We start from the raw sequence: 23,342 nt of genomic DNA, 5'->3' as shown, positions 1-23,342 counted from the left end.
ATTGCACCAGGAATCCGGTCTATGGCCTGCTCATCGGTAAGGTCACCAGGGCCGCCTTGAGGAAAGTGGGGACGATGCGGACTGCTCTGGATCTGCCGCCGGGGGTCGAGGCGGAACGGGTGATCACCGCTGTCCTGGCCGACCTGCGTTCCGGCGACCACCGGGGCGTGGTGGTCGACTCGCCACCCGGGGCCGGTAAGTCAACCCTCGTCGTGCGCGCCGCCGTCGAGCTGGCCGAGGCCGGCGAGCCGCTGATCATCATCGCGCAGACCAACGAGCAGGTCGACGACCTGATCGACCGGCTCGCCCGCAAGGCCCCCGAGCTGCCGATCGGCCGGCTGTCGGCCGCCGACTACCGGCCGGCCGAGCGGATCCGGGCCCACGAGACGGTCCGGGTCGCCGCGAAGGTCGCCGACCTCGGCGGTCCGGCCGTCATCATCGGTACGGCCGCCAAGTGGGCCACCGTCACCGACGGCTCGTGGCCCTGGGCGATCGTGGACGAGGCGTACCAGATGCGGTCGGACGCCTTGTTGCGCGTGGCCGGCAGGTTCGAGCGGGCCCTGTTCGTGGGGGATCCCGGGCAGCTCGACCCGTTCTCGACCGTCGAGACCGCCCGCTGGACCGGGCTGACCTGGGATCCGATGCAGTCCGCGGTGGCGGTGCTGCTGCGGCACAACCCCGACCTGCCGGTGCACCGGCTGCCGGTGTCGTGGCGGCTGCCCGCCTCGGCGGCCCCGGTGGTCGCGGCGGCGTTCTACCCGTTCACCGGGTTCCGCGCCGGGACCGGGCCGGACGACCGGGTGCTGACGTTCATCGAGGCCGGACCGGGTGACGCGCTCGACGCGGCGGTGGAGCTGGCCGCGTCGTCGGGCTGGGCGCTCTACGAACTGCCGGCCCGGCACACCGTGCGGACCGACGGGGAGGCGGCAGCGGCCTGCGCTGCCCTGGCGCTGCGGGTGCTCCAGCGCGGCGCGGTGGCGTACTCGTCGGGTGAGACGTCTCCGGTCGACGCGTCCCGGATCGCCGTCGGGGCCGCGCACCGCGACCAGGTCGCGGCGATCCGCGCGCGACTCGGCGAGGCCGGGGCGGGCATCACCGTCGACACCGCCAACCGGCTCCAGGGCCGCGAGTACGACGTGACGATCGTGCTGCACCCGCTCTCCGGACGGCGGGACGCGACCGCGTTCCATCTGGAGTCGGGGCGGCTCTGCGTGCTGACGTCCCGGCACCGGCACGCCTGCATCGTGGTGGCGCGGGCCGGGATCGCGGAGCTGCTCGACGCCCACCCGTCGAGCGAACCGGTGCACCTGAACGTCCCGATCAAGTTCCCGGACGGCTGGGAGGCCAACCACTCGATGCTCGCCGTGCTCTCCCGGTCAGCCGCCGGGCGAACCCTCCCGTGACCGGGAGACTCTCGACTGTCCGGTACCGCAGGTGCCGGAACCGCAGGGCTAACCGGCGACCGGACCGTCGATCAGGCTGAGAATCGTCTCGACCAGGGCTGGCGCGACCGCGATCGTCATGGCCGAATCGCTGCGGTGCTCCGCACCATCGCGATCGCGGACGGCTGCTCCCGCCTCCCGGGCAATCGCCACCCCTGCTGTCATGTCCCACGGGTTGTTCGACAGGGTGATCGCCGCATCGAGCTTGCCCTCAGCGAGCCAGGCCAGGTCGAGGGCTGCCGATCCGGTCATCCGAACCCGCTGCACCGTCTCAGCCAAGTGGGCCGTCAGTGCGAGACGGAGGTGGTTCTTCGCTGCTGCGCCGGGGCCTACGGCGTAGTCGCCGATGGCGACGATGGCCTGACTCAGAAGGCGGGTGTCCCGCACCCGGATCGGCATGCCATCGACGTATGCGCCCTCGCCCTTGGCGGCCGTGTACCTGCTGCCCAGGAAGGGAAGTTCGATGGCACCGAGTACGGCTTCAGTGCCGTGCAGCAGGCCGAGGGAGACCGCGCAGAGCGGGATGCCACGCACGAAGTTGGCCGTGCCGTCGATGGGGTCGAGCACCCACCGCACCTCCGCTGAACCGGTGCTGCCCTCCTCCTCCCCGAGGAAACCGATGCCGGGTGTCGCGGCTCCCAGGCGAGCGCGGAGGCCACGCTCGATCTCGTAGTCCAGGTCCGAAGCGATGTCCCGGTCACCCTTGCTGGTGAGGGTGCCAGGCGGGCGGCTCCGCATGATGTCGGCTGCCCAGGCGACCGCTTCGGCGGCGATCGGAAACAGTGCCCGGTAACTCGTCACCGCCGCCCCCACAGGATCCTGAGTAGCTTCTCGGCCCCGAAGTCGGGTGGCATCAGCGGGTCGCCTCTGACAGCAGCTCGGTGACGACCTGCCATCGGTAGGTGCCGCCGTCGTTCCGGGCATACCCAGCCCCAGTAGCTCGTGCAGCACGCCGAGCGCCAGGTTGTCACTGATGCCGAGTGCCAACTTGTTGAGCAGGTTGAACGTGGCCGGGGCGACCACGACCACGTCCGCCTTCGGGTGTACCTCGGGGTCGCCCGGCATCCGCCACTGGTAGCGGACCGGGTGGCCGGTCCGGGCCGCCAGGGCGTCTCGGTCGATCCACGTCGCAGTAGTGGGTGTCGCCGTGATGGCAACGGTCCAGCCGGCTTCGACGAAAAAGTCGACCAGTTCGCCGATCCGGAGGGCAGGGGAGCGGCGGACACGACCAGGCTCACCACCCGGGGTCGTTCCGTCATGCCAGCAGCCATCTGAACCTATCAGAGCGTCGCGAGTAGTTCCTCGGACCGCACAAGCTGTCCACCCCCGATGAAACGGCGGGTCACCAGCAACCCGGCGTCGTGCGTGGCCTGGCCGGCATGGCTTGCCGCCGCATCTACCACCACCCAGGGCGTGAGGTCCCGCTCGAACGCGTCGACCGCTGACTTGAGCACACAGCTTTCCGTGTCGATGCCGCAGAAGACCAGGTCGGTCCAGCACTCCCGAGCTGCCAGCGCCGTGCCGTCCTCGTTGAAGTACGAGTAGATGGTCTTGTCGATGACGGCTCGCGCTCGGCCGGCGTGCTCCGCCAACTCGGGCACGATGTCCGTCTCGGGAGGGCCCTGAAGCTTCGCCCAGTGGATGAGTCGCTCGAACGGGCTTCCAGCGTAGTTGCGGTACCGGGTGAAGACCACGGGATGTCCCTTGGCCTCCCAACGTTCGACCAACTCCACGACCTTCGGGATGACGTGCCGGCTGTGGGCGGTGATGAAGCCGTTCTGCATGTCGATGACGATCAGGGCGGGTCGGCGGTTCGTCATACCGATGTCCCGGGCCGTGCCATCTCGGTCTCCCGAAGTGCTGCCTGAGCCTGCTCCAAGCGCTCCGGTAGCCCGCTTGTCGTCAGTATCGCCTGGCGCATCAGGCAGTGCTGCGCCGTTTCCCGAGCTCGCGCGGTGGTGAGCCGGAATGGGCGGCTCGAAGAAAACGCCAACCGAAGTCGGGCGGCATCAGCGGGTCACCTCCGTCTTCGATCTCCCGCTGAATGCGCCGGCAGTAGGTCCAGAGCATCTGAACGTCGAGCTCACAGGAGACGAGGTCATCGACGGGCAGGCTCCGTTCCTGCTCTATCGGGTAGTAGGACACGCCGGACCAGCTCGCGTAGCCCAACGAGACACCATGCGTGCCGAAGGGGATCAGGGACGGCTGTTCGAACCCCTCGGCGAGAAGCCGACGCTCGACGTGACCGTCCGCCGGCGTGGCCCCGGTGGGTACGGTCTGATTCACCAGCACCGATGGCAGCGACATGAGGCGGAGGGCGTTGTCGAGTTCATCGCCACGCCAGGCTGGTTCCTCGACCGTGTACATCGACAGTAGGTACTCGGGCCCTCCGGCGTGGTCTGCACCGGAAGCGGCAAGGAGAGCCGTGAGGCGGTCCCCGGCCCACTGTCGGTCGGGGTCGTAGGTGGTGTAACGCCAGGTGGCCAGCGCCGTCAGGTTCTTCAGCGTGAGGTGCTGCTCGACGTGCAGTACCACTACTCCGCAGGCGTAGACGTGAGCTGTGCACCGACCGTTGGCGTGAGACACCCGTCCCACCGCGACGTCCAGCCATTCGTGTGGCCGCGTAGCAAATACCGGCAGTTCAACGAGCCGGGCGGCTGCTACTGGTCCAACGTAGGCCGGGATGAACTTGTGGGACACGACTCGATAGGTGTCGCCGGTGTGCCCGCCTGGCGGAGCGTCCTGCTCCAAGGTCGTCGCGAAGCGGCTCACCGCGTCGTTTGGAGCCCGGCTCAGCGCGGTGTCGAGCGCCGATTGCATCTCCGGCCGAGGGTGGATCTCTCCCCGGCCAGCCTCCCACTTGGAGACCGTGCGTTCGCTCACGCCTAGGTGCTCGGCGAAGTCGCGGATGCTCATCCGGAGGGCGTGCCGTAGCGCGCGGGTTTCACGGCCGGTCCAGGTCTGGACGGTGGTCATGGGCTCGGCCTCCGATCTCCGCTTCGGACCGGTCACCGGGCAGCCTAGTCGCTGAGGTTCCGGACAGGTACGGCGCAGGTGCAGTACGTAGTCATCCCGTCCGTCTTTCTGTGCGACCAGGGTGGAGGCATGGCCCGGGGCGGGTGCCGGGCTCCGGCGGCGCGTCTTCCCCGATCGCGGTTCCGCCGTCCCCGCCCGCCCCGGTGCCGTTCCGATCCCGAAGACTCGGAGGGCATGACATGAACGCTGTCGACCTGGGTCCGTCCTGGACGATCGTCCTCCGGCACGCCGACCGGACCGTCCGTCACTTCCACGAGCTGGTCGAGGAACGCCTACCCGGCCTGCTCCCGGAACCGGCGGCCGGGCCGTTCCTCGCCGCTCTCGGCCGGTTGGCGGTCGAGGCCGACGACCGGGCGGGGCGGGCGGCCCTGCTGACCGTGCTCGGCCACGCCTACCGCCAGCACGGCCTACGGCCGTTCCACGAGTCGATCGTCGGAGATGCCCTGGTCGCCACCGTTGCCCGGCACTTCCGCGCGCAGTGGCGGCCACCGCTCGGGCTCTGCTGGGCGCGGGCCTACCGGCGGGCCATCCGGGCGGTGGCCCAGGCCGCCGGTCGGGCGGGGGAGGGGCCGGCGTGGTGGTCCGCCGAGGTCGTCGGCCACGACCGCCCCGCCGAGGGCGTCGCCATCCTCACCGTACGACCGCAGTCGGCGCTGCCGGTCCGGCCGGGCCAGGCGGTCCCGGTCAACGTCGACGCGTTGCCCGGCGTCTGGCGGTGGTACTCACCGGCCAACGCGCCGCGCCCGGACGGCACGATCGAGCTGCACGTCCGTGCCGTCCCCGCCGGCACCGTCTCACCCGCGCTGGTCCACGAGGTACGCCCCGGCGACCGGCTCCGGCTCGGCCCGCCGCACGGCACCGGCCTGACCCTCGACGCCGACCCGCCCCGGGAGTTGCTGCTCGTCGCCGGTGGCACCGGACTCGCCCCGCTCCGTGCGCTGGTCGAGCAGGTGGCGGCCGCTGCCCCTCGACCGGTCACCCTGATCGTCGGCTCCCGTGCCTTCGCCGACCTCTACGACGCCGTCGCCCTGGACAAGCTCCAGTGCGCGTACGACTGGCTGACCGTCCGGCCGGCCTTCTCGCACGACCTGCTCGCCGCTCCCGACGAGGAGGGTGACGCGCTGACCGTCGCCCTGCGGCACCACCGCCCCGGCCAGGAGGTGTACGTCTGCGGGCCACCGGCCATGGTCGCCGGCTGCCGACTGCGGCTGCTCGCCGCCGGCGTGCCTGCCCACCGCATCCACCTGCCCGACGCCCACTGACGCCGTGCTCGGGGCGCACAACCTTCACAGCAAAACCCTCTACACGTCGCGGGGACATGTGTAGAGACCTGCTGGTGATGAAAACGTGCGGCAGAGGGAAGGCCCGCTGGGGGAGCTACCACCCGTTTCGCCTGGCCAGCTCCTGCTGAGCGTAGCGGCGGCGCTCCCAGGGAACTGAAAAGGCGGAGAGAACCGCGCCACCGAATGACCACCAGAGGAACCACTTCGGGGCGAACACACGGGCGTCCTTCGCCCAGTTCCGTTCTTCGAGGTGAACCACAGGCACCGTCGTACCGACCTGTGGAGATCCGGTCCAGGCCCAGAGATTTGTCTCCTGTCCCGAGCTGAACCGCACCCGTACGAACTCAGAGCGACCGCCCAGATCCACCTCTACCACCTCGGCCTGGGTGGTGATGCCGTTCGCGTTCAGGTACAGCCCTTGACCGACGGTGAACAGTCCGACGGCCAGTAGCAGCGCGCTGGCGGCTGCTGCACCCCACATCCGCCATCTGCGTGGCTTGGCGGGCGGCACCATGATCGGTTCGTAGCGGGGGTGGGAGTAGGACACGGGCGGGACGCCTCCTCGCTGACCTGGACGTGACGGCGGGTTGCCGCGATCACCCGGCGGAGCGGCGTACGCGGGTGGGGCGGAGGGTGTCGACGACCGGTTGCCAGCCTTCCCGGTCCGGGTCGGGCAGGTCGGTGACGACCACGCCGGCCTGCTCCAGCAAACGGCGGTTGCCGGCGTAAGCGGGGTGGTTGCCGAGGCCGCGGCCGACGTACGGGAAGGCATGCACCGGCAGGCCGGCGCCGACCGCACCGTTGAGGACGCCGAGGGCGACATTGTCGTTGATGCCGTTCGCCCACTTGTTCATCACGTTGAAGGTAGCCGGCACGGCCGCGACGGCGTCGGCCACGGGGTGCGGCTCGGGGTCGCCGGGGAGCCGCCACTCGACGCGGACCGGGTGGCCGGTCGCCTCGGCGAGGGCTTCGCGGTCGAGCCAGGTCGCCGCAGTCGGGCTGAGGATCAGGCAGACCGTCCAGCCGTCGGCGATCAGCAGGTCGACGAGGGCGGGGATCCCCCGGGCAGGGCCGGCGGCGGAGACGACCAGGTGCAGCACGGGTGCGCGGCTCATTCCGTCCACCGTAGGGGACGCACACCGCGCGAGCTGTGCCAATTTCTGGACGGAGGACATCCCGGGTCTGCCGGATCGTGGACAGCCGGGCCGGTCCGTCCGCTGTCGTCCAGATACCGCCCCGCCAGCGGCGTGGAGCCTGGTCGGTCACGGATGGCGGCGTCGGGGTGAGTGAGCGTAGTCCCCCGGCGACACGGTGTCGTCAACCCCGGGCGTTCTCGTGGTGACGAGGTCGAACGCCGTCGGGGCGACCATGACCACGGTGGTCGCTACCAGTTCACCTCCCCGGGCGGGGGCGGCCACCCAGTGTTCCGGCTTCCGGGCCGGGTGTGCGACACGCGGGTGGTGTCGGACCAGGGTGGAGCGGTCGATTGCCTGGTGAGGGCGTGGCTCGAATGACGTCGGGTCATCCGACTGCTCGCGGTAATCGGGTCAGCCAACAAGTCCGGTTTCCGGGGCACGTGGTGCCACGAGCGGGCTGACGAAAAGGAGCAACGATGTCAGATCAGACACGGTTCCGCCGGTTTGGAGCCCGAGGGATCGTCCTCGCGCTCGGCGTTGCCCTGGCGGGGGTGGCCATCCCGGCGAGCCCGGCCTCGGCCGCCATCCCCGGTCTCATGAGGATGACCGCGGTCAGCGGCAACAGTTCTGCCAACTTCCAGACTGCCACCGCTGTCTGCCCGATCGGGAAAGTGCTGCTCGGGACGGGGTTCGAGATCGCTGGCGGAAACGGTGCGGTGACGGTGGACGACTTCCGGATCAACGGCAGCCCCACCACGCCCCCGACCGCGGTGACCGTGGGCGCGTACGAGGTGGACGATTTCGAAGAGAACTGGATGGTCAAGGCGTACGCGGTCTGCGCGGACCCGATTCCCGGGCTGGTCCGCATAGCGGTGTCGAGCCCGTACGACTCGGCCGACTTCCAGTCCGTCACCGCCACCTGCCCGACGGGCAAGGTGTTGACCAGCTCCGGCTTCGAACTGCACGAGATCGTCGGCAAGGGCATCGCGGACGACCTGCGGCCCAACGGGACGCTCGCCAACCCGCCGACCTCGGTCACGCTGGGGGTCTACGAGGCCGACCCCTTCTTCGGTGAGTGGTCGGCGACCGTGTACGCCGTCTGCGCGAACCCGATTCCTGGGCTGGTGCAGGCGACAGCGCTCAGCGTCCCCAACTCGAACAACTTCAACAACATCGTGGCGGTCTGTCTCCCCGGCAAGGTGCTGCTCGGCGGTGGGTTCGAGCTGAGAAACGCGTTCGGTGAGGTGCTGGTGGACGACTTCGTCCCCAACGGCGGCCCGGTCACCCCGCCCGTGTCCGTCATCGTCGGGGCATTCGAGCAGGGCCCCTTCGACGAAGACTGGACCATCCGGTCGTATGCCATCTGCGCGAACCTTTGACGGCTGCTCTCGGGGATCTGGTGCCGCCCTTGCGAGCAGGGGCGGCACGGTCCACGTCAGACTGGTGACGAGCTGGACGGCGCCACCGGTGCGGCCGTGGTGGACGACTTCACCGCCATGGTGCCGCTCCCGTTCGCGGGGGTGGCGCCAACCTGTCGGGGGAGTGGGCTTCACTGTCGGGAGACGAACCCGACGGGAGGAGCAGGGGTGGACCTGGTGCGGATCGAGCCGTGGCAGGAGCGGGACCTCGGCCTGCTGCGGCGGATCAACACGCCGGAGATGAAGCGACATCTGGGCGGTCCGGAAAGCGAGGAGAAGGTCCTCGCCCGCCACCGGAAGTACGTCGACTTCGGGGGCACCGGCGCGGGCTGCATGTTCCGGGTGGTCGGGCTGCCGGAGGGCGAGGCGGTCGGCAGTGTCGGCTACTGGGAGCGCGTGTGGCGCGGCGCGACGGTGTACGAGCTGGGCTGGTCGATCCTGCCGGCGTACCAGGGCAGGGGTCTGGCCACGGCGGCACTCGTCGCCGCCGTGGCCCAGGCCCGCGCCCGGCGGCGGCACCGTCACGCGCACGCCTTCCCCTCGGTCGACAACGCCGCGTCGAACGCGGTCTGCCGCAAGGCGGGGTTCACCCTGCTCGGCGAGACCGACTTCGAGTTCCCGCCGGGCCGGTTGATGCGCTCGAACGACTGGCGGCTGGACCTCACCGCCGGGGTAGGGTGACCGCAGGACCCCTGGAATCCGCCCGGTCGGCGGCGGTGACCTGGGCCCGGCCGCGCACTCGGGCCGGTGCCACTCAGGCCGGTGCCGATCAGGCCGGCATCCAGTCGAAGGTGTCGGGGTGGGCGCCCTGGCGGCCGTTCTCGCCCCGGTCGAGGCCGGTGATCCGGCCCATGTCCTCGTCGTCCAGGCTGAAGTCGAAGATGTGGGTGTTCTCCGCGATCCGCTCCCGTGTGACCGACTTGGGGAAGACGATGTCGCCACGCTGGATGTGCCAGCGGAGCACCACCTGGGCCGGGGTGCGTTGCAGCTTTCCGGCGATCTCGGTGATCACCGGGTCGCCCAGCACCTTCCCCTGGGCGATCGGCGACCACGCCTCGGTGGCGATGTCGTGCTCCCGCCCGTACGCCCGGACCTGCTCGTTGCCGAAGTACGGGTGCACCTCGACCTGGTTGACCGCCGGCGGGGTGTCGGTCTCGGCGGCGAGCCGCTCCAGATGGGGCACCTGGAAGTTGGACACGCCGATCGAGCGGGCCCGGCCGTCGGCCCGGAACTCCTCCAGCGCCTTCCAGGTGGAGACGAAGTCGCCGTCGTAGCGGGTCGGCAGCGGCCAGTGGATCAGGAACAGGTCGACGTAGTTGAACTTCAGTTCGTCGAGCGTCGACTGGATCGCCTTGCGGGCGTCGTCGGGGCGGTGGAAGGCGTTGCTCAGCTTGCTGGTGACGAAGACCTCCTCCCGTTCCAGCCCGGAGGTCCGGATCGCCTGCCCGACCTCGGCCTCGTTGCCGTACATCTGGGCGGTGTCGATGTGCCGGTAGCCGACCCGCAGCGCCTCGCGTACGGCGGCGACGGTGTCCCGGGGTTCGATCTGGAACACCCCGAAGCCGAGCTGCGGGATGGTGTTGCCGTCGTTGAGCGTGATGTCCGGAATCGTGGTGGTGGTCATGCCGCTCCCTCTGCGCCTCGTCGCGGTCTCCCGGGCTGTCCTACCCCGGTCGTCGCCCGGTTCACCTGCGACGAGGCGCGACCTCCCTAGCGGGCGACCAGGAGGAGCAGGCTGCGATCGCGCAGCAGGTAGTTGGTGCCCTGGCCGCCGATCGACGCCTCCGACCCGGGCACGGCGACCTGGTTGGGCCCCTCCGCCCAGGTGGCGGTGTCGGTGACCCGGTACCACTGCTTCCCGGCCCCGGGCGACGGGAGGGTGAAGTTCACGTCCCCGGACCAGCCGTTGTAGCCGACGTAGATCGCCGACGCCGGGTCGCCGAACTCGGTGCCGTCGATCCGCCAGCCGAGCGCGTGGTTGCCGGCGTTGCCCCAGTACGCCGCGTCGGGCGTGCTGCCGGCCGGGGTGAACCAGGCGAGCTGGGGCATTCCGTTGCCGTTGGTGTCGGCGGCGGAGTAGAAGTTCGCCGGGCGCAGCGCCGGGTGGGCGTGGCGGAAGGCGGCCAGCCGGGAGGCGAAGGTCCGGAAGGTGGTCTGGTCGGCGGTCGGGCTCCAGCCCAGCCAGTTCGCCGACGAGTCCAGGTTGTACGGGTTGTTGTTGCAGCGGATCCCGCGCAGCACCTCGTCCCCGCCGGTGATCATCGGGGTGCCGGCCGAGAGCATCAGGAAGGCGTGCCCGTTGCGCGCCGCCCGGCGCTGGTCGGCGGCGACCCCGCCATGGTCCCAGGAGATGTTGTCGTCGGTGCCGCCGTCGGAGGGGCCGTACGGCCAGGCCTGGTTGTTGTTCTTCGTGTTGCAGGCGTACAGGTCGGCCAGGGTGAACCCGTCGTGGGCGACCATGAAGTTGACCGAGTTCCACGGGCGTCGCCCGTCGTCGCCGTACAGGTCGGAGGAGCCGGCGAACCGGTCGGCGAGCTGGCCCGGGGTGACCGCGGCGACGCCGAGCTTGTTCTGGTCGCGGCGCAGCGTGTCCCGGTACTGCCCGTTCCACTCCGACCAGCCGGCGGGGAAGTTGCCGACCTGGTACGTCCCGTCGCCCAGGGCCCAGGGCTCGGCGATCCAGTCCACGCCCGCGCCACCGCCGGCCGGCCGGGGCGGCATCTCCCGGGTGATCCGGTTGAGCGCGGTGTTCGGGTCGGTCCTGTTGTAGTTGAAGCAGCCGTGCTGGCAGGTGTTGCCGAGCACGGAGGCGAGGTCGTGCCGGAACCCGTCGACGCCGAGCGTGTTCTTCCAGTACGCCAGCGAGTCGACGATCAGGTCCTGGGCGACCGGGTGGTAGGTGTTGTAGTTGCCGCCGACGCCGGTGTTGTCCCAGGAGGACTGCCGGTCGGCGGTGAGCGAGTAGTAGGTCGGGTTGTCCAGCCCGCGCCAGGAGACGATGTCGTAGACGTTCGACCCGCCGGCGCTGTAGACGCCGCCCTCGCCGGTGTGGTTGTAGACCACGTCGACCAGCACCTTGATCCCGGCGTCGTGGAACGCCTTCACCATCTGCTGGAACTCGCGGGTCGGCCCGCCAGGGGAGCGGTCGTAGGCGTAGCGGCGGTCCGGGGCGAAGTAGTTCAGGGTCATGTAACCCCAGTAGTTGTCGCCCGCGGTGCCGGTCGGGTCGACGTCGATGGTGTCGTTCTGCGTCTCCTGCAACGGCAGGAACTCCACCGCGGTCACCCCGAGCGAGGCCAGGTACGCGGCCTTCATCCCCGCGCCCCGGTAGGTGCCCCGGTAGGCGGCCGGCACCGACGGGTCGTTGCGGGTCAGCCCGCGCAGGTGCACCTCGTAGACGAGGTCGTCCTTGAGCGCCCGGGTCGGCTTGGTGCCGAAGGCGGGCGTGGTGGCGGCGAGCACGATCCCCTTGGCCGCGTGCGGGCCGCTGTCGATGGTCCGGTACGCCGGCCCGGAGGCGTACGTCGTGGAGGTGGTCATGCCGGGGCGCAGCGGGTCGTGGCTGATCTCCCGGGCGTACGGGTCGAGCAGCAGCTTGTTGGGGTTGAACCGGTTGCCGGCGGCGTCCACGTCGGCGACGAAGCCGGCCGCGGAGCCCTTGGTCCACGCGCTGCTGTACGGCCAGTTCGGTCCCCAGGCCCGGTAGCCGTAGTAGACGGTGCCGGTGACACCGGCGGCCCGCAGCGCGGCGACCTCGACGGTGGCGCTGAACACGCCCGAGGGGTCCCGGGTGAGCAGGTAGCTCGCGTTCTCGCCGGTGCCGGTGGGGGTGGCGTAGACGTTGACGGTCATCCGGGTGGCGGCGGCGGAGTGGACCCGGAAGGTGATCCGTGACCCGCTGCTGTCGTACCGCGCGCCGAGGGCGCGGGCGTCGATCGCGGCGCTGGCCGGCGGTGCGGTGACCAGGGGTGCGACCAGGGCGGCCACGGCGGTCAGCGCGGCGGCGAGTCCGGCGGCGAGAGCGGCCCGGGTACGCCGGGCGCGAGGTGCGGGCATGGGCCTTCTCCGACGTTCGAGGTCCAAGTGCCGCAAGAACTTGCAGCGATTGCCGGAAAGATAACAGTCGATTTCAGCGCGGTAAAGACTCGACTTCGTCGATGCGCTGTGGCCGGTCCCGGGAGGAGGCCGGGACCGGCCGTGTCGCCGCAGGTCAGCTCCAGATCGAGGCGGCCCACTCCGGGTGGTCGACGAACGGGTTGCGGTTGCCCTGCCAGCGCTCGTAGATCCGCTGGTTGCGGCGCTTCTCGAAGGCGTCCGGCGGGTCGGCCTGGTGCCACTGGAGCAGCACCGACATCTTCCCGTGGTACGGCGCGCTGCCGTTGTTGACCGAGTTGTTCAGCTCCAGGTTCGGCCAGCCGTCGTTCCCCTCGTACCGGATGGCCATGTACATGATCATTCGCGCGACGTCGCCCTTGACCGCGTTGCGCGGCTCGAACGAATCGGCGTCGGTGTAGCTGCCGGGGGCCTCGCCGACCGGGCTGCCGCCGTTGTCGAAGTCCTTGTTGCCCCGGGTCGAGTTGACCGTGACGTCCTCCGGGCGCAGGTGGTGCACGTCGGTGCCCGGCCCGGTCGAGGTGCCGAAGTCGCCGTGCGACTTGGCCCAGACGTGCTCGCGGTTCCAGTCGTTGGCGTCGCCGCCGTTGGTGGTCTTGCTCTGCGAGCGCCCGGAGTAGAGGAGGATGACGTTGTTCGTGTTCGCCGGGTCCTGGTCGGTGTCCTTGAGCGCCTCCCACGCCTGGTCGTAGGAGAGTTTCGTCTGCACCTTGATGATCGAGTGCAGCGCGCTGCGCAGCGCGCTGCCGGTCTTGCCGGTCGCGTCGGCGTAGTACGCGGGGTCGTAGTCGCCGCCGGGCGGGGTGCTGGTCGGGCCCGGCGTGGGGGACGACGTCGGCGACGGCGTGGTGGTGCCGCCGAGGCTCATCGCGGTCGGGCTCTTCAACCCGCCGTGGCTGAAGTACGCGGTCAGCGTGCCGGTCGTGGTGACCTGCTTCCCGCGCAGCTCCGGGTTGGTGAGCAGCCCGAACGTGGTCCGGTACGCGCTGGTGACCTGGACGTAGAGCATCCGGCTCGCGCTGGTCTCGGCGGCCGAGTCGGCGATGGCGATCGCGGTGTCGGCGGTGAAGCCGGACCGGAGCACCGTGGTGGTCGAGGTGGGCTGGCCGATGACGTACCCGGTCACGGTCGCCGAACGGCCGTCCTGGGCGGCGAGCGCCTGGGCCACGGTGAGAGCCGTCGCGGCCGAGGCGGAGGTCACCACGACGGGTACCGCCACCGCGACGGCCAGTGCGACGGCGGTGATCATCCGCCCGGTTCGCGAGCGTGCGATGCTCCTAATATTCATGCCCAGCGATGCTATCGGCATCGATGTGAACAGCGGGAGATCCACGGGGCAACATTCCATGCCGGATCTCCGGGGCAACGACCGCGCGGCGACGGTGGCGGCCCCGGCCGGTCACCGGCCGTGACGGGACGACGGGTCGCCGGTGGTTGGCGCAGACCGCTTAACCGGGCTGCGCCGTGCCGTTCACCCGCACGGGGTACGCCGGACAGACCTCTTTGCTGAGGTGCAGGTCATGACCGAGAACCACACTGGCCGCTCCGCCGCCGACGACGACTCCGGAAGTCTCACCCGCCGTAACGTCCTCGCCCTCGCCGGTGGTGCCGCCGTGGCCGCCGGCGTGGTCGGCGGCGAGGGCGCGCCGGCCGTCGCCGCGCCGCGACCCACCGAACCGTACGACACTCCCACCCCGCGCCTCGGCGGCCGGCCGCTGCTCTGCGAGCCGTACCTGCTCGACCCGCAGCCGAGCGACGTCCACGTCGTCTGGCACACCGAGGAACACGGCATCACCCAGGTGGTGCTGGTCGGCTCGGCGGTCGCCACGCTCGACGACCGGGCCGCCCTCGACGCGGCCACCGGCCGTAAGCCCGCCGGCTCCGGCTGGCGTCGGGTCGCCGCCGAGACCACCCGACTGACCCGTACCCGGGAGGACGCCTCCTCGGCGGTCCCCGGCCGGACGTACACGGCGGTGCGGGACCGGCCGGTGTACCGGCACCTGGCCCGGGTGACCGGCCTGCGGTCCGGCGAACGCACGCCGTACCGGGTGGTCTCCGTCGACCACATGGGACGGGCCACGGTGACGGACGCGTACTCGCTCGCTCCGGCGGTGCCCCGGCGCAAGCCGGTGCGACTGCTGCTCACCAGCGACCACCAGCTCAAGACGATGACCCCGGCCAACCTGGAGAAGGTCGCCGAGACCGCCGGGGTGCGCCTGGACGGCGTCCTCGTCGCCGGGGACCTGGTCAACGTGCCGGACCGGGCCAGCGAGTGGTTCGACAGCACCACCGGGTTGGCGTTCTTCGCCGGGCTGACCGGCCGGGCCGAGCGCGTCGTCGCCGGACGCACCTACCGGGGCGCGCCGCTGGTCCAGCACTCGCCGATCTTCCCGGCGATCGGCAACCACGAGGTGATGGGGCGCTGGTCCGACACGGCCGGCCTGGACAGCCAGTTCAACGACCCGCAGCCGATCGAGGTGGCCCGCCGCCGCTGGCGGGAGACCCGCCCGGCCGGCATCGACGAGGAGACCTGGCTGGCCCAGCACTCCTGGGACGTGACCACCTACGAGGAGATCTTCCCGTACCCGCGCAGCGCCGAGGGCGGGCCGCGCTGGTGGTCCCGGACCATCGGCGACGTGCACCTGGTCACCCTCTTCGCCACCCAGATCTGGCGGTCGGGGGCGGCCAACACCCGGGGCAAGTTCTCCGAGAACCCGGCGGACCTGGCCGACGAGGCGAAGTGGGGCTACGGGCAGTTCATCTTCGAGCCGGTGAAGAAGGGCTCGCGGCAGTACCGCTGGCTGGAGAAGGAGCTGGCCTCCAGCGCGGCCCGGCAGGCGAAGTACCGGGTGGTGATGTACCACCACCCCGGCCACGGTCTGGGGGACAACTCCGCGCCGCCGTTCACCGACCCGGTGCAGGAGATCACCCGGGACCCGGCCACCGGCGCGGTGACCGGAGTGCGCTACCGCTACCCGCTCGCCGACGACCACATCCTGCGTGACCTGGAGCCGCTCTTCTCGGCGGGCGGGGTGAACCTGGTCCACAACGGCCACTCGCACCTGTGGAACCGGTTCCGCAACGCCGACGGGGTGAACTGGCTGGAGACCTCGAACGTCGGCAACAGCTACGGCGCGTACGACCCGTCCAGCGGGACGTCCCGCAACCTGCCGGAGAGCCCCGACCACGTCCGGCAGGGCGACCCGGGTGGCCTGACCCCGGTGGTGCCGACCGTCGCGCCGCTGACCGACGCCGCCGGGAAGCCGCTGCCCTACGTGGCGAGCAACGACATCACGGTGTTCTCGCTGCTGGACTCGGCGGCCGGGGTGGTGCGTTCGTACCGCTTCGACACCCGTCAGCCGAGCTCGGCGGTGGTGCTCTTCGACGAGTTCCCGCTCGCCTGACCCCGCGTGGGAGCGGGGTGGCCCGGACCACGGGCCGCCCCGCTCCACTTGTACGTAAGTACGTAACTTCGTAGTATCGGTGTCATGGCATCCCTGGAGGAACGGGTCGCGGCGCTGGAAGCACAGGTCGCGGAACTCGTCGGGCGCGCGCCCACGTCGACACCGTCGAACCCACCCGGCGACGGCGACACGTTCTGGGCACTCGACGGGCTCCGGCAGCGACTGCCCGAGGGGCACCCGGGCGCGGTCCTCTACACCGGCACCGTCGACCTGGACGGCGAGCGGTACGACTGGCAGTACGGCCTCCCCGTCGACACCGTGCTCGCCGGTGACTGGTCCGAGTCGGCCACCGCGCTGACCGCGCTGGCCCACCCGGTCCGGCTGCGGCTGCTGCGCGAGATCCTCGGCGGCCGGCGCGGCACCGCCGAACTGGCCGGGATCGAGGAACTCGGCACCACCGGCCAGCTCCACCACCACCTGCGCCAGCTCACCGCCGCCGGATGGCTGCGCAGCGCCGGCCGGGGCCGGTACGCCGTTCCCGCCGAACGGGTGGTGCCGCTGCTCACCATCCTCACCGCCACCCACCGTTGAGCGGGGAAGGAGCAACCATGCGCAGGTCCACCGTCGTCACCCTCGTCGTCGGCCTGGTCGTCGGGGCGCTGGCCCTGTTCGGGGCGCCCCGCCCACCCCACCTGACGGCGCGCACGACCGGGGACGCCGACCTCGCCGCCGTCGTCCGCAAGGCCGCCGGGGACACCGAGGGCCTGCGCGGGCTCTCCGTCGCCCTCGTCGAGCCGGGCGGTGTCCGGGTCGCCGGTCTCGGCGAACGGAACGCCGACGGCGCACCGGTCGAGGCGGACACCACCTTCGAGATCGGCTCCGTCACCAAGCCACTGACCGGCATGCTCCTCGCCGACCAGGTGGCCGCCGGCGTCGTACGCCCCGACGACCGGCTGCGCGACGCCCTGCCGGTGAGCGGCCCGACCGGCGACGTCACCCTGGCCGAGTTGGCCAGTCACCGCGCCGGACTGCCCCGGGTGCCGGTCACCTCGGTCGGCGGCGCGTTCGGGCTTTGGTGGGCAAACGTCACCGCCGCCGACCCGTACGCCGGACAGGACGTCGACTGGCTCACCCGGACCGCCGGGGAGACCGAGCCGGGCGACGGCCGGGGCCGGGTCGAGTACTCCAACCTGGGCGCGGCGCTGCTCGGGCAGGCGCTCGCCGCGAAGGCCGGCACCACCTACCCGGAACTGCTGGACCGGGAACTGCTCACCCCGCTGGGCATGGACCGCACCTCCGTCCACCTCGACGGGGCCGCCCCGCCCGCCGGGCACGCCGACGGTGGGCGGGCCACCGGCCGGCCGACCGACCCGTGGACCGGCTCCGGCTGGGTGCCGGCCGGCGTCGGCACCTGGTCCACCTCCGGCGACCTCGGCAAGCTCGTCGCCGCCCTGCTCGCCGGCACCGCGCCGGGCGCGGACGCCGCCACCGCGCGCTTCGAGGAGGACGGGCGCAACCGCATCGGGTACGGCTGGTTCACCACCCGGCACGGTGACCGGGACGTCGTCTGGCACAACGGTGGCACCGGCGGCTTCCGGGCGTACGTCGGTGTGGACCGGGCCGCCGGAAAGGGCGTGGTCGTGCTCGGCAACACCGACCGGTCGGTGGACCCGATCGGGCTGCGGCTGCTCGGCGTACCGGAGGAGGACCTGCCCGACGACAGCGCCGGCCTGCCGGGTTGGGTCGGGGTGGGGCTGGCGCTGGTGTTCAGCCTCATCGGTGGGCTGTCGCTGCTGAGCACCGCGCGACGCGGTCCGGACCGGTTGAGTGTGCTCGACGCGGCGCTCTGGGTGCCGGCGTCCCTGCTCCTGGCGTACCGGCTGGGGGAGTGGACGGTGCTGCCGGGCTGGGTCTGGGCGGTCGGCTGCGGGCTGGGCGCGGCCGGGCTGGCCCTGGCCGTCCTGCGGTGGCGGGCCCTGCCCCTGGTCGCCGGTGTGCCGCCCTGGCGGCGCTGGACCGGCACCGCGTTGACCGTGTTCTTCGTCCTGGTCACCTTCGTGGCCGTCGGCTGACTCCGGGCCGAGCCGGGTGGCGGCTGACTCCGGGCCGAGCCGGGTGGCGGCTGACTCCGGGCCGAGCCGGGTGGCGGCTGGCTCCGGGCCGACGAGGGTGGCGGCTGGCCCGACCGAGCAGGACGGCGGTGCTCCGGGCGAGGAGTCCCGCCGCCCACCGTCCCACCCGGGCCGGCTCACCCGGCCCGGGTCAGCCGGAAGTACTGCCGCTTCGACTCGTCCCGGACGACCAGGCCCAGGGCGGCGAGTTCCCGGCGCAACTCCCGGGCGTCGTCGCGCCGGTCGTGCTTCAGCGCGTCCTGCCGGGCCCGGAGCAGCGCGTCCGCCCCCGGTGGCAGGTCGGGCAGGCCGGGCACCCAGCGCCGGTACCGGTCCCGGTGCGGGTCCTCGGCCAGCCACGGATAGCCGTGGGCGAGGAACGCCTCCCGCAGCCGCCGGTCGCTCAGGTCGCACGACTCCCGGAACAGTTCCTCGTCGGCCGGGCCGAGCAGCACGAGCTGCCGGCGGTCCCGGAACACCGCGCGGACCGTCGCACGGCTCCACTCCTGCTCCTCGCCCTTCTGGCGCAGGGCGACCCGGTCGGGGGCGACGGTGACGACGAGCCGTTCCCACGTCCCGATCCCGGCGATCACCAGCCCGGCGAGGGTGCCCACCGCCAGGGCCCCGACGGTGACCTGCGGCTCGGGCAGCGAAGCGACCAGTTCGAGCAGGTCCTGGGCCGGAACCCAGGACCACCCGGCGAGCCGGTCCACGAAGGTCGCCAGCAGCCAGCCGGCCCCGGCGCCGAGCGCCGGGAACCCGCCCCAGAACAGGGCCAGCTCGCCCACGCCCCCGCTGACCACGACCGGCGAGCCCGGATTCGGGCCCGCCGGTACGGCCTGTCCCGGCACGGTCAGGACACCTCGCGGCGCATCGTCCGGACCAGCCCGACGACCAGCGGAGCGACCATCCACAGCAGCAGCGACGTGCCGAGCCGGGCCCACTGCCCACCGGTCATCTCCGGGGAGATCAACGGCGTCATCGTCACCGCCGTGTCCAGCCACTCCGCCGGCGTCCGCAGCGCCTTGATCATCCCGCCGAGCACCGACCAGACGGTCGGCAGGACGAAGTACAGGACGATCGCCAGCGGGGTGTTCCCCAGCAGCAGGCCGAAGGCGATCCCGATCAGCACGTTCGCCACCTGGAAGACGACGGCGTGCCACAGCAGCGCACCCGGCACCGACCAGGTGCCGGCACCCCCGGTGAGGTCGGCGACCAGGGTGCCGACCGCGGCGACGGCGATGCTGGCCGCGACCGACAGCAGCGCGGCGACGACCACCGCCGCCAGCTTCGCGAACACCACCCGGTGCCGCGCCGGGACCAGGGCGAACGTGGTGAGCGCGGTCCGCTGCGACCACTCCGAGGTCACCGACAGGATGCCGAGCACGGGCAGCAGGATCCCGACCGGCAGCAGCGTCGACTCGAAGAAGGGGCGGAACGACTGCTCCTCGGCGGGAACCACGAAGAGCTGCACCGCGACGATCGCGGCGGCGGAGAAGCCGATCACGATCAGCAGCCACAGCCCGGCCCGGGTGTCGGCGAGCTTGCGCAGCTCGACCCCGGTGAGCCGGAGCAGCGAGGGACGGCGGTCGGCTGCCGTGGACCGTTCGTTCACGGGTGCCGGATTGGCGAGGGTACCGGCGCTCACGCGGCGACCTCCTGCTTCGACTCGGTGGCGGTCAGGGTGAGGAAGAGTTGTTCCAGGCCGCCACTGCCGGCCGGGCGTAGTTCGGTGAGGGCGACGCCGGCGTCGGCGGCGGCCTGCCCGACCGCCCCGGCCTCGGCCCGGACCAGCAACCCCCCGTCGGTGCTGCCGGTCACGGAGAGGCCGGCGGCGGCCAGGGCGTCCCGCAGGGCCTGCGCGTCCCGGGCCCGGACCAGGGTTCCGGCACCGGCGAGCAGTTCGTCCTTGCCGCCCTGGGCGACGATGCGGCCACCGCCGATCACCACCAGCCGGTCGGCCACCGCCTCCACCTCGCGCAGCAGGTGCGAGGAGAGGAGCACCGTGCCGCCCCGGTCGGCGAAGTCGCGCAGCAGGCCGCGCATCCAGAAGATCCCCTCCGGGTCCAGGCCGTTGGCCGGCTCGTCGAGGATCAGGATCCGGGGGTCGCCGAGCAGCGCGTGCGCCAGGCCGAGCCGCTGCCGCATCCCCAGGGAGTACGCCCGTACCCGGCGTTTCGCCGCGGTCGGGCCCAGCCCGACCCGCTCCAGCGTCGCCGGAACCCGCTGCGGGTCGACGCCCATGGTGCGGGCCGCGACGGTCAGGGCCTCCCGCCCGGTACGACCGGCGTGCTGCGCCGAGGCGTCGAGGAGGACGCCGATCCGCCGTCCCGGGTTCGGCAGCTGCCGGTACGCCACCCCGTCGACCGTCGCGCTGCCCGACGTCGGCGGAGTGAGACCGCAGATCATCCGCATGGTGGTGGACTTGCCTGCCCCGTTCGGGCCGAGGAAGCCGGTGACCGTCCCGGGTTCGCAGCGGAACGACACGTCGTCCACGGCGGCGTGCGGGCCGTACCGCTTGGTGAGGTTCTCGACCGTGATCATGGGACGAGCCTGCCCGTGCCACCCGGCCAGCCGCTGCGGCCGAGGGTGCACGCCGACCGCGACCTTGGTCGACGGAGAGGGTGAACTTTGGTCGGTGCCGGAGGGCAGTGACGCTCCGTAGCATGGGGCCATGTCCCGCGCGGTCCTCGTCCCCGAACACCCGTGGTTGTTGCCCGGGGCGCTGACGCCTCCGGCGGACGTGGCCCGGCGTCCCCGGCGGACCACCCGCGACTGGCTGGTGGACGTCCTCTGCTTCCTGCTCTCCCTGGGCTGGGTGGCGTTGGTGACCGCCGACGCCCGCTCCGCCGACCCACAGTTCTCCACCCCGCTGCCGTACGACTGGATGGTCGCGGCGGACGCGGTGGTCGGCCTGGTCACCACCGCCCTGCTCTGGGTGCGCCGCCGCTGGCCGGTCGGCCTGGCGGTGGCCACGCTGCCGCTGACCCTGTTCTCGATGGCCGCCGCAGTGCCGCTGGTCATCATCTACTTCACGCTGCTGGTGCACCGGCGGACCGCCGTGGCCCTGGCCTACACGGCGGCCGGCCTCGGCACCAACATGGTCTTCAGCTACCTGCGTCCGGACCCTCAGCTGTCGTACTGGGAGACCACCACCTGGGGCGTGGTGATCACGTTGCTGGTGCTCGCCTGGGGCATGTTCGTCCGGGCCCGCCGGCAACTGGTGGTGTCGCTGCGGGAGCGGGCCGAACGGGCCGAGGCCGAGCAGCAGCTCCGGGTCACGCAGGCCCGGCAAGTGGAACGCACCCGCATCGCCCGTGAGATGCACGACGTGCTGGCACACCGGATCTCCCTGCTCAGCCTGCACGCCGGCGCCCTGGAGTTCCGGCCGGATGCGTCCCCGGAGGAGGTCGCCCGCGCCGCCGGGGTGATCCGCAGCAGCGCGCACGCCGCTCTCCAGGACCTCCGCGAGGTGATCGGGGTGCTGCGCGCCGAGGCCGCCGTGGCACCGGTCGCGCCGGAACGTCCGCAGCCCACCCTCGGCGACGTGCCGGCGCTGGTCGACGAGTCCCGTACCGCCGGGGTCCGGGTCGACCTGCACGACCACGTCGACCGGGCCGAACAGGTGCCGGCGGCGGTCGGCCGCAGCGCGTACCGGATCGTGCAGGAGGGTCTGACCAACGCCCGCAAGCACGCGCCGGGGGTGGTGGTCAGCGTCGACCTGGCCGGCGGGCCGGACCGGGGGCTGAACGTGGAGATCCGCAACCGTTGGCCGGTGGGGGAGCGTGCCCCGGAGATCCCCGGCGCCGGCACCGGACTGGTCGGCATCGCCGAGCGGGTGCACATCGCCGGTGGTCGGCTGACCCACGGCCGGGACGAGTCCGGCGACTTCCGACTGGCCGCGTGGCTGCCGTGGCCGGCGTGACCCGCGGGGCCGGGGTGACCGGCGGGGCCGACGGGGCCGGCGGGACGGGCGGCGGGCCGGCCGGGACGGACGAGCCCCGTCCGGTGCGGGTGCTCGTCGTCGACGACGACCCGCTCGTCCGGGCCGGGCTGTCGATGATCCTCGGCGGGGCGCCGGACCTGCGGGTGGTGGGTGAGGCCGGCGACGGCGGCGAGGTGACCGCCGCCGTCGAGGCGTACGCCCCGGACGTCGTGCTGATGGACATCCGGATGCCCCGGGTGGACGGGCTGGCGGCCACCGAGACCCTGCGGGCCCGCCCCGACCCGCCGGAGGTGCTCGTGCTGACCACCTTCGACGCCGACGACCAGGTGCTAAGGGCCCTGCGGGCCGGAGCGGGCGGCTTCCTGCTCAAGGACACCCCGCCCGCCGAGATCGTGCAGGCGGTGCGCCGGGTCGCGGCGGGCGAGGCGACCCTCTCGCCGACCGTCACCCGCCGGCTGATCGCGCACGTCACGGCCACCGCGCCGGCCGAGGTCCGCCCGGACCCCCGCCGGGACCGGGCGCTGCGGCTGCTCGCCGGCCTGAGCGAACGGGAACGCGAGGTGGCCGTCGCGCTCGGCCGGGGACGCACCAACGCGGAGATCTCCGCCGAGCTGTTCATGAGCGTGGCGACGGTGAAGGCGTACGTCTCCCGCCTGTTGACGAAGCTGGAACTGAACAACCGGGTCCAGGTGGCGTTGCTCGTCCACGACGCCGAACTGGTCTGAACCGGCCCGGCCTCGTCCAGCGGACCGGATCGGCGGTAACGTCACGCAGCGGGTGACGTGGGAGGTGGCATGGCGCGCGGGGGGATCTTCTGCCTGGAGGGCCAGTGGCACCGTGACCTGCACGAACGCGGGTCGGTGCTGCCGACGCTGGAGCTGCTGGAGCGGCTCGGGCGGATCCGGTTCATCCACAAGGACGCCGCCACGCCCGACGAGCTGAACTACTTCCTCGACCGCTGGCTGCTCAAGCAGTACGCCGACTACCGGGTCGGCTTCTTCGCCATGCACGGCGAGCCGAGTCGGCTCTGTCTCACCGACTGGCACTCCGTGGAGCTGAGCGACGTCGCGGAGCGGATGGCCGGCCGGTGCGGCGGGAAGCGGCTCTACTTCGGCAGCTGCTCGGTGCTGCGCGCCTCCACCTCCGCGTTGCGGGAGTTCCTGACGGTCACCGGGGCGGCACTGGTCTGCGGGTTCACCCGGGAGGTCGACTGGGTGGAGTCGGCCGCGTTCGAGACGGTCCTGCTCGACGTGCTGGCCAACGGCCAGCGACACAACGCCGCCGAGCTGCGCATGGGATCGGCGCACTGGGCGCCGCTCGCGTCGTACCTGGGCTTCCGGGTGATCTACGCCAACGGCCGGGAGTGGCGGCCGGCGGCCCGTCCCCGGGTGCCCGCCCAGCCGGCCGGCGACCGCGCCGCCGCCCGCCCGCAGTGAGGGGCTGGTAGAAACGA

The 23,342-nt window shown here is 72.0% G+C and carries 21 protein-coding genes; 10 read left to right on the top strand and 11 right to left on the bottom strand.

Annotated features, from left to right (window positions below):
• Positions 1 to 74: 74 nt before the first annotated feature.
• Complete coding sequence (locus GA0070618_RS04170) at positions 75 to 1,403, top strand: AAA domain-containing protein (RefSeq protein ID WP_088980444.1); 1,329 nt, start codon at positions 75 to 77, stop codon at positions 1,401 to 1,403.
• 48 nt (positions 1,404 to 1,451) lie between these two features.
• On the opposite strand, the gene GA0070618_RS34510 is transcribed toward GA0070618_RS04170, so the two are convergent.
• The 3 genes from GA0070618_RS34510 to GA0070618_RS04155 form a co-directional block, all read right to left on the bottom strand.
• A complete protein-coding gene (locus GA0070618_RS34510; protein ID WP_231931798.1) occupies positions 1,452 to 2,594 on the bottom strand; it encodes an inositol monophosphatase family protein in 1,143 nt (380 codons plus the stop codon).
• A gap of 128 nt (positions 2,595 to 2,722) precedes the next feature.
• Positions 2,723 to 3,262 carry a cysteine hydrolase family protein gene (locus GA0070618_RS04160; protein WP_088980442.1) on the bottom strand — a complete coding sequence of 180 codons (540 nt, stop codon included), beginning with the start codon at positions 3,260 to 3,262 and terminating at the stop codon, positions 2,723 to 2,725.
• 100 nt (positions 3,263 to 3,362) lie between these two features.
• Positions 3,363 to 4,418 carry a helix-turn-helix domain-containing protein gene (locus GA0070618_RS04155; protein ID WP_172900257.1) on the bottom strand — a complete coding sequence of 352 codons (1,056 nt, stop codon included), beginning with the start codon at positions 4,416 to 4,418 and terminating at the stop codon, positions 3,363 to 3,365.
• 239 nt (positions 4,419 to 4,657) lie between these two features.
• Here GA0070618_RS04155 and GA0070618_RS04150 point away from each other — a divergent pair, with 239 nt between their 5' ends.
• Entirely contained in the window at positions 4,658 to 5,740 is a 1,083-nt protein-coding gene (locus GA0070618_RS04150) for an FAD-binding oxidoreductase (protein ID WP_088980441.1), read from the top strand.
• Between the two features lie 115 nt (positions 5,741 to 5,855).
• On the opposite strand, the gene GA0070618_RS04145 is transcribed toward GA0070618_RS04150, so the two are convergent.
• The gene (locus GA0070618_RS04145; RefSeq protein ID WP_143740224.1) at positions 5,856 to 6,308 is read right to left on the bottom strand and encodes a hypothetical protein; all 453 of its coding nucleotides are present in this window, start codon (positions 6,306 to 6,308) and stop codon (positions 5,856 to 5,858) included.
• Between the two features lie 49 nt (positions 6,309 to 6,357).
• Positions 6,358 to 6,876, bottom strand: a complete 519-nt coding sequence (locus GA0070618_RS04140; protein WP_088980439.1) for a flavoprotein — start codon at positions 6,874 to 6,876, stop codon at positions 6,358 to 6,360.
• Positions 6,877 to 7,373: 497 nt separating this feature from the next.
• On the opposite strand from GA0070618_RS04140, the gene GA0070618_RS04135 reads away from it, so the two are divergent.
• Positions 7,374 to 8,276 (top strand): hypothetical protein, encoded by a 903-nt coding sequence (locus tag GA0070618_RS04135; protein WP_143740223.1) that lies wholly within the window; start codon positions 7,374 to 7,376, stop codon positions 8,274 to 8,276.
• A gap of 207 nt (positions 8,277 to 8,483) precedes the next feature.
• Entirely contained in the window at positions 8,484 to 8,996 is a 513-nt protein-coding gene (locus GA0070618_RS04130) for a GNAT family N-acetyltransferase (RefSeq protein ID WP_231931597.1), read from the top strand.
• Positions 8,997 to 9,084: 88 nt separating this feature from the next.
• On the opposite strand, the gene GA0070618_RS04125 is transcribed toward GA0070618_RS04130, so the two are convergent.
• The 3 genes from GA0070618_RS04125 to GA0070618_RS04115 all read right to left on the bottom strand — a co-directional run bounded on the left by GA0070618_RS04125 (position 9,085) and on the right by GA0070618_RS04115 (position 13,716).
• Positions 9,085 to 9,939 (bottom strand): aldo/keto reductase, encoded by an 855-nt coding sequence (locus GA0070618_RS04125; protein WP_088980437.1) that lies wholly within the window; start codon positions 9,937 to 9,939, stop codon positions 9,085 to 9,087.
• 86 nt (positions 9,940 to 10,025) lie between these two features.
• Positions 10,026 to 12,371, bottom strand: a complete 2,346-nt coding sequence (locus tag GA0070618_RS04120; RefSeq protein ID WP_088980436.1) for a glycogen debranching protein — start codon at positions 12,369 to 12,371, stop codon at positions 10,026 to 10,028.
• 154 nt (positions 12,372 to 12,525) lie between these two features.
• Complete coding sequence (locus GA0070618_RS04115; RefSeq protein WP_088980435.1) at positions 12,526 to 13,716, bottom strand: endonuclease; 1,191 nt, start codon at positions 13,714 to 13,716, stop codon at positions 12,526 to 12,528.
• Between the two features lie 232 nt (positions 13,717 to 13,948).
• On the opposite strand from GA0070618_RS04115, the gene GA0070618_RS04110 reads away from it, so the two are divergent.
• From GA0070618_RS04110 to GA0070618_RS04100, 3 genes are all read left to right on the top strand, one after another.
• The gene (locus tag GA0070618_RS04110; RefSeq protein WP_088985270.1) at positions 13,949 to 15,832 is read left to right on the top strand and encodes a metallophosphoesterase family protein; all 1,884 of its coding nucleotides are present in this window, start codon (positions 13,949 to 13,951) and stop codon (positions 15,830 to 15,832) included.
• 84 nt (positions 15,833 to 15,916) lie between these two features.
• The gene (locus tag GA0070618_RS04105) at positions 15,917 to 16,423 is read left to right on the top strand and encodes an ArsR/SmtB family transcription factor (RefSeq protein ID WP_088980434.1); all 507 of its coding nucleotides are present in this window, start codon (positions 15,917 to 15,919) and stop codon (positions 16,421 to 16,423) included.
• A gap of 17 nt (positions 16,424 to 16,440) precedes the next feature.
• Positions 16,441 to 17,904 (top strand): serine hydrolase domain-containing protein, encoded by a 1,464-nt coding sequence (locus GA0070618_RS04100; RefSeq protein WP_170107805.1) that lies wholly within the window; start codon positions 16,441 to 16,443, stop codon positions 17,902 to 17,904.
• Positions 17,905 to 18,080: 176 nt separating this feature from the next.
• Here the strand turns inward: GA0070618_RS04100 and GA0070618_RS04095 are convergent, their stop codons facing one another.
• Genes GA0070618_RS04095 through GA0070618_RS04085 form a run of 3 tightly spaced genes read right to left on the bottom strand, consistent with a single transcriptional unit; the run spans position 18,081 to position 20,487 of the window.
• Entirely contained in the window at positions 18,081 to 18,794 is a 714-nt protein-coding gene (locus GA0070618_RS04095) for a YqeB family protein (protein ID WP_143740222.1), read from the bottom strand.
• Positions 18,795 to 18,796: 2 nt separating this feature from the next.
• Entirely contained in the window at positions 18,797 to 19,558 is a 762-nt protein-coding gene (locus GA0070618_RS04090; RefSeq protein ID WP_088985268.1) for an ABC transporter permease, read from the bottom strand.
• Positions 19,559 to 19,587: 29 nt separating this feature from the next.
• Positions 19,588 to 20,487 (bottom strand): ABC transporter ATP-binding protein, encoded by a 900-nt coding sequence (locus tag GA0070618_RS04085; RefSeq protein WP_088980432.1) that lies wholly within the window; start codon positions 20,485 to 20,487, stop codon positions 19,588 to 19,590.
• A gap of 130 nt (positions 20,488 to 20,617) precedes the next feature.
• On the opposite strand from GA0070618_RS04085, the gene GA0070618_RS04080 reads away from it, so the two are divergent.
• The 3 genes from GA0070618_RS04080 to GA0070618_RS04070 all read left to right on the top strand — a co-directional run bounded on the left by GA0070618_RS04080 (position 20,618) and on the right by GA0070618_RS04070 (position 23,325).
• Positions 20,618 to 21,868 (top strand): sensor histidine kinase, encoded by a 1,251-nt coding sequence (locus tag GA0070618_RS04080; protein ID WP_088980431.1) that lies wholly within the window; start codon positions 20,618 to 20,620, stop codon positions 21,866 to 21,868.
• The gene (locus GA0070618_RS04075; protein WP_088980430.1) at positions 21,847 to 22,614 is read left to right on the top strand and encodes a response regulator; all 768 of its coding nucleotides are present in this window, start codon (positions 21,847 to 21,849) and stop codon (positions 22,612 to 22,614) included. Before GA0070618_RS04080 ends, GA0070618_RS04075 begins: the two co-directional genes overlap by 22 nt.
• 69 nt (positions 22,615 to 22,683) lie before the next feature.
• Complete coding sequence (locus GA0070618_RS04070) at positions 22,684 to 23,325, top strand: DUF6642 family protein (protein WP_088980429.1); 642 nt, start codon at positions 22,684 to 22,686, stop codon at positions 23,323 to 23,325.
• Positions 23,326 to 23,342 lie beyond the last annotated feature (17 nt).

It is taken from the genome of Micromonospora echinospora (assembly GCF_900091495.1).
GTDB classification, from domain to species: domain Bacteria; phylum Actinomycetota; class Actinomycetes; order Mycobacteriales; family Micromonosporaceae; genus Micromonospora; species Micromonospora echinospora.
The sequence above is the reverse complement of the archived record's forward strand: the minus strand, read 5'-3'. Positions and strand labels throughout refer to the sequence as shown.

Excerpts from the sequence above, each read along its gene's own strand:
- GA0070618_RS04085 (WP_088980432.1), bottom strand. The coding sequence starts at position 20,487 with ATGATCACGGTCGAGAACCTCACCAAGCGGTACGGCCCGCACGCCGCC.
- GA0070618_RS04160 (WP_088980442.1), bottom strand. The coding sequence starts at position 3,262 with ATGACGAACCGCCGACCCGCCCTGATCGTCATCGACATGCAGAACGGC.
- GA0070618_RS04170 (WP_088980444.1), top strand. The coding sequence starts at position 75 with ATGCGGACTGCTCTGGATCTGCCGCCGGGGGTCGAGGCGGAACGGGTG.
- GA0070618_RS04080 (WP_088980431.1), top strand. The coding sequence starts at position 20,618 with ATGTCCCGCGCGGTCCTCGTCCCCGAACACCCGTGGTTGTTGCCCGGG.
- GA0070618_RS04110 (WP_088985270.1), top strand. The coding sequence starts at position 13,949 with ATGACCGAGAACCACACTGGCCGCTCCGCCGCCGACGACGACTCCGGA.
- GA0070618_RS04135 (WP_143740223.1), top strand. The coding sequence starts at position 7,374 with ATGTCAGATCAGACACGGTTCCGCCGGTTTGGAGCCCGAGGGATCGTC.
- GA0070618_RS04140 (WP_088980439.1), bottom strand. The coding sequence starts at position 6,876 with ATGAGCCGCGCACCCGTGCTGCACCTGGTCGTCTCCGCCGCCGGCCCT.
- GA0070618_RS04070 (WP_088980429.1), top strand. The coding sequence starts at position 22,684 with ATGGCGCGCGGGGGGATCTTCTGCCTGGAGGGCCAGTGGCACCGTGAC.
- GA0070618_RS04100 (WP_170107805.1), top strand. The coding sequence starts at position 16,441 with ATGCGCAGGTCCACCGTCGTCACCCTCGTCGTCGGCCTGGTCGTCGGG.
- GA0070618_RS04120 (WP_088980436.1), bottom strand. The coding sequence starts at position 12,371 with ATGCCCGCACCTCGCGCCCGGCGTACCCGGGCCGCTCTCGCCGCCGGA.
- GA0070618_RS04150 (WP_088980441.1), top strand. The coding sequence starts at position 4,658 with ATGAACGCTGTCGACCTGGGTCCGTCCTGGACGATCGTCCTCCGGCAC.
- GA0070618_RS04115 (WP_088980435.1), bottom strand. The coding sequence starts at position 13,716 with ATGAATATTAGGAGCATCGCACGCTCGCGAACCGGGCGGATGATCACC.
- GA0070618_RS04155 (WP_172900257.1), bottom strand. The coding sequence starts at position 4,418 with ATGACCACCGTCCAGACCTGGACCGGCCGTGAAACCCGCGCGCTACGG.
- GA0070618_RS04125 (WP_088980437.1), bottom strand. The coding sequence starts at position 9,939 with ATGACCACCACCACGATTCCGGACATCACGCTCAACGACGGCAACACC.
- GA0070618_RS04105 (WP_088980434.1), top strand. The coding sequence starts at position 15,917 with ATGGCATCCCTGGAGGAACGGGTCGCGGCGCTGGAAGCACAGGTCGCG.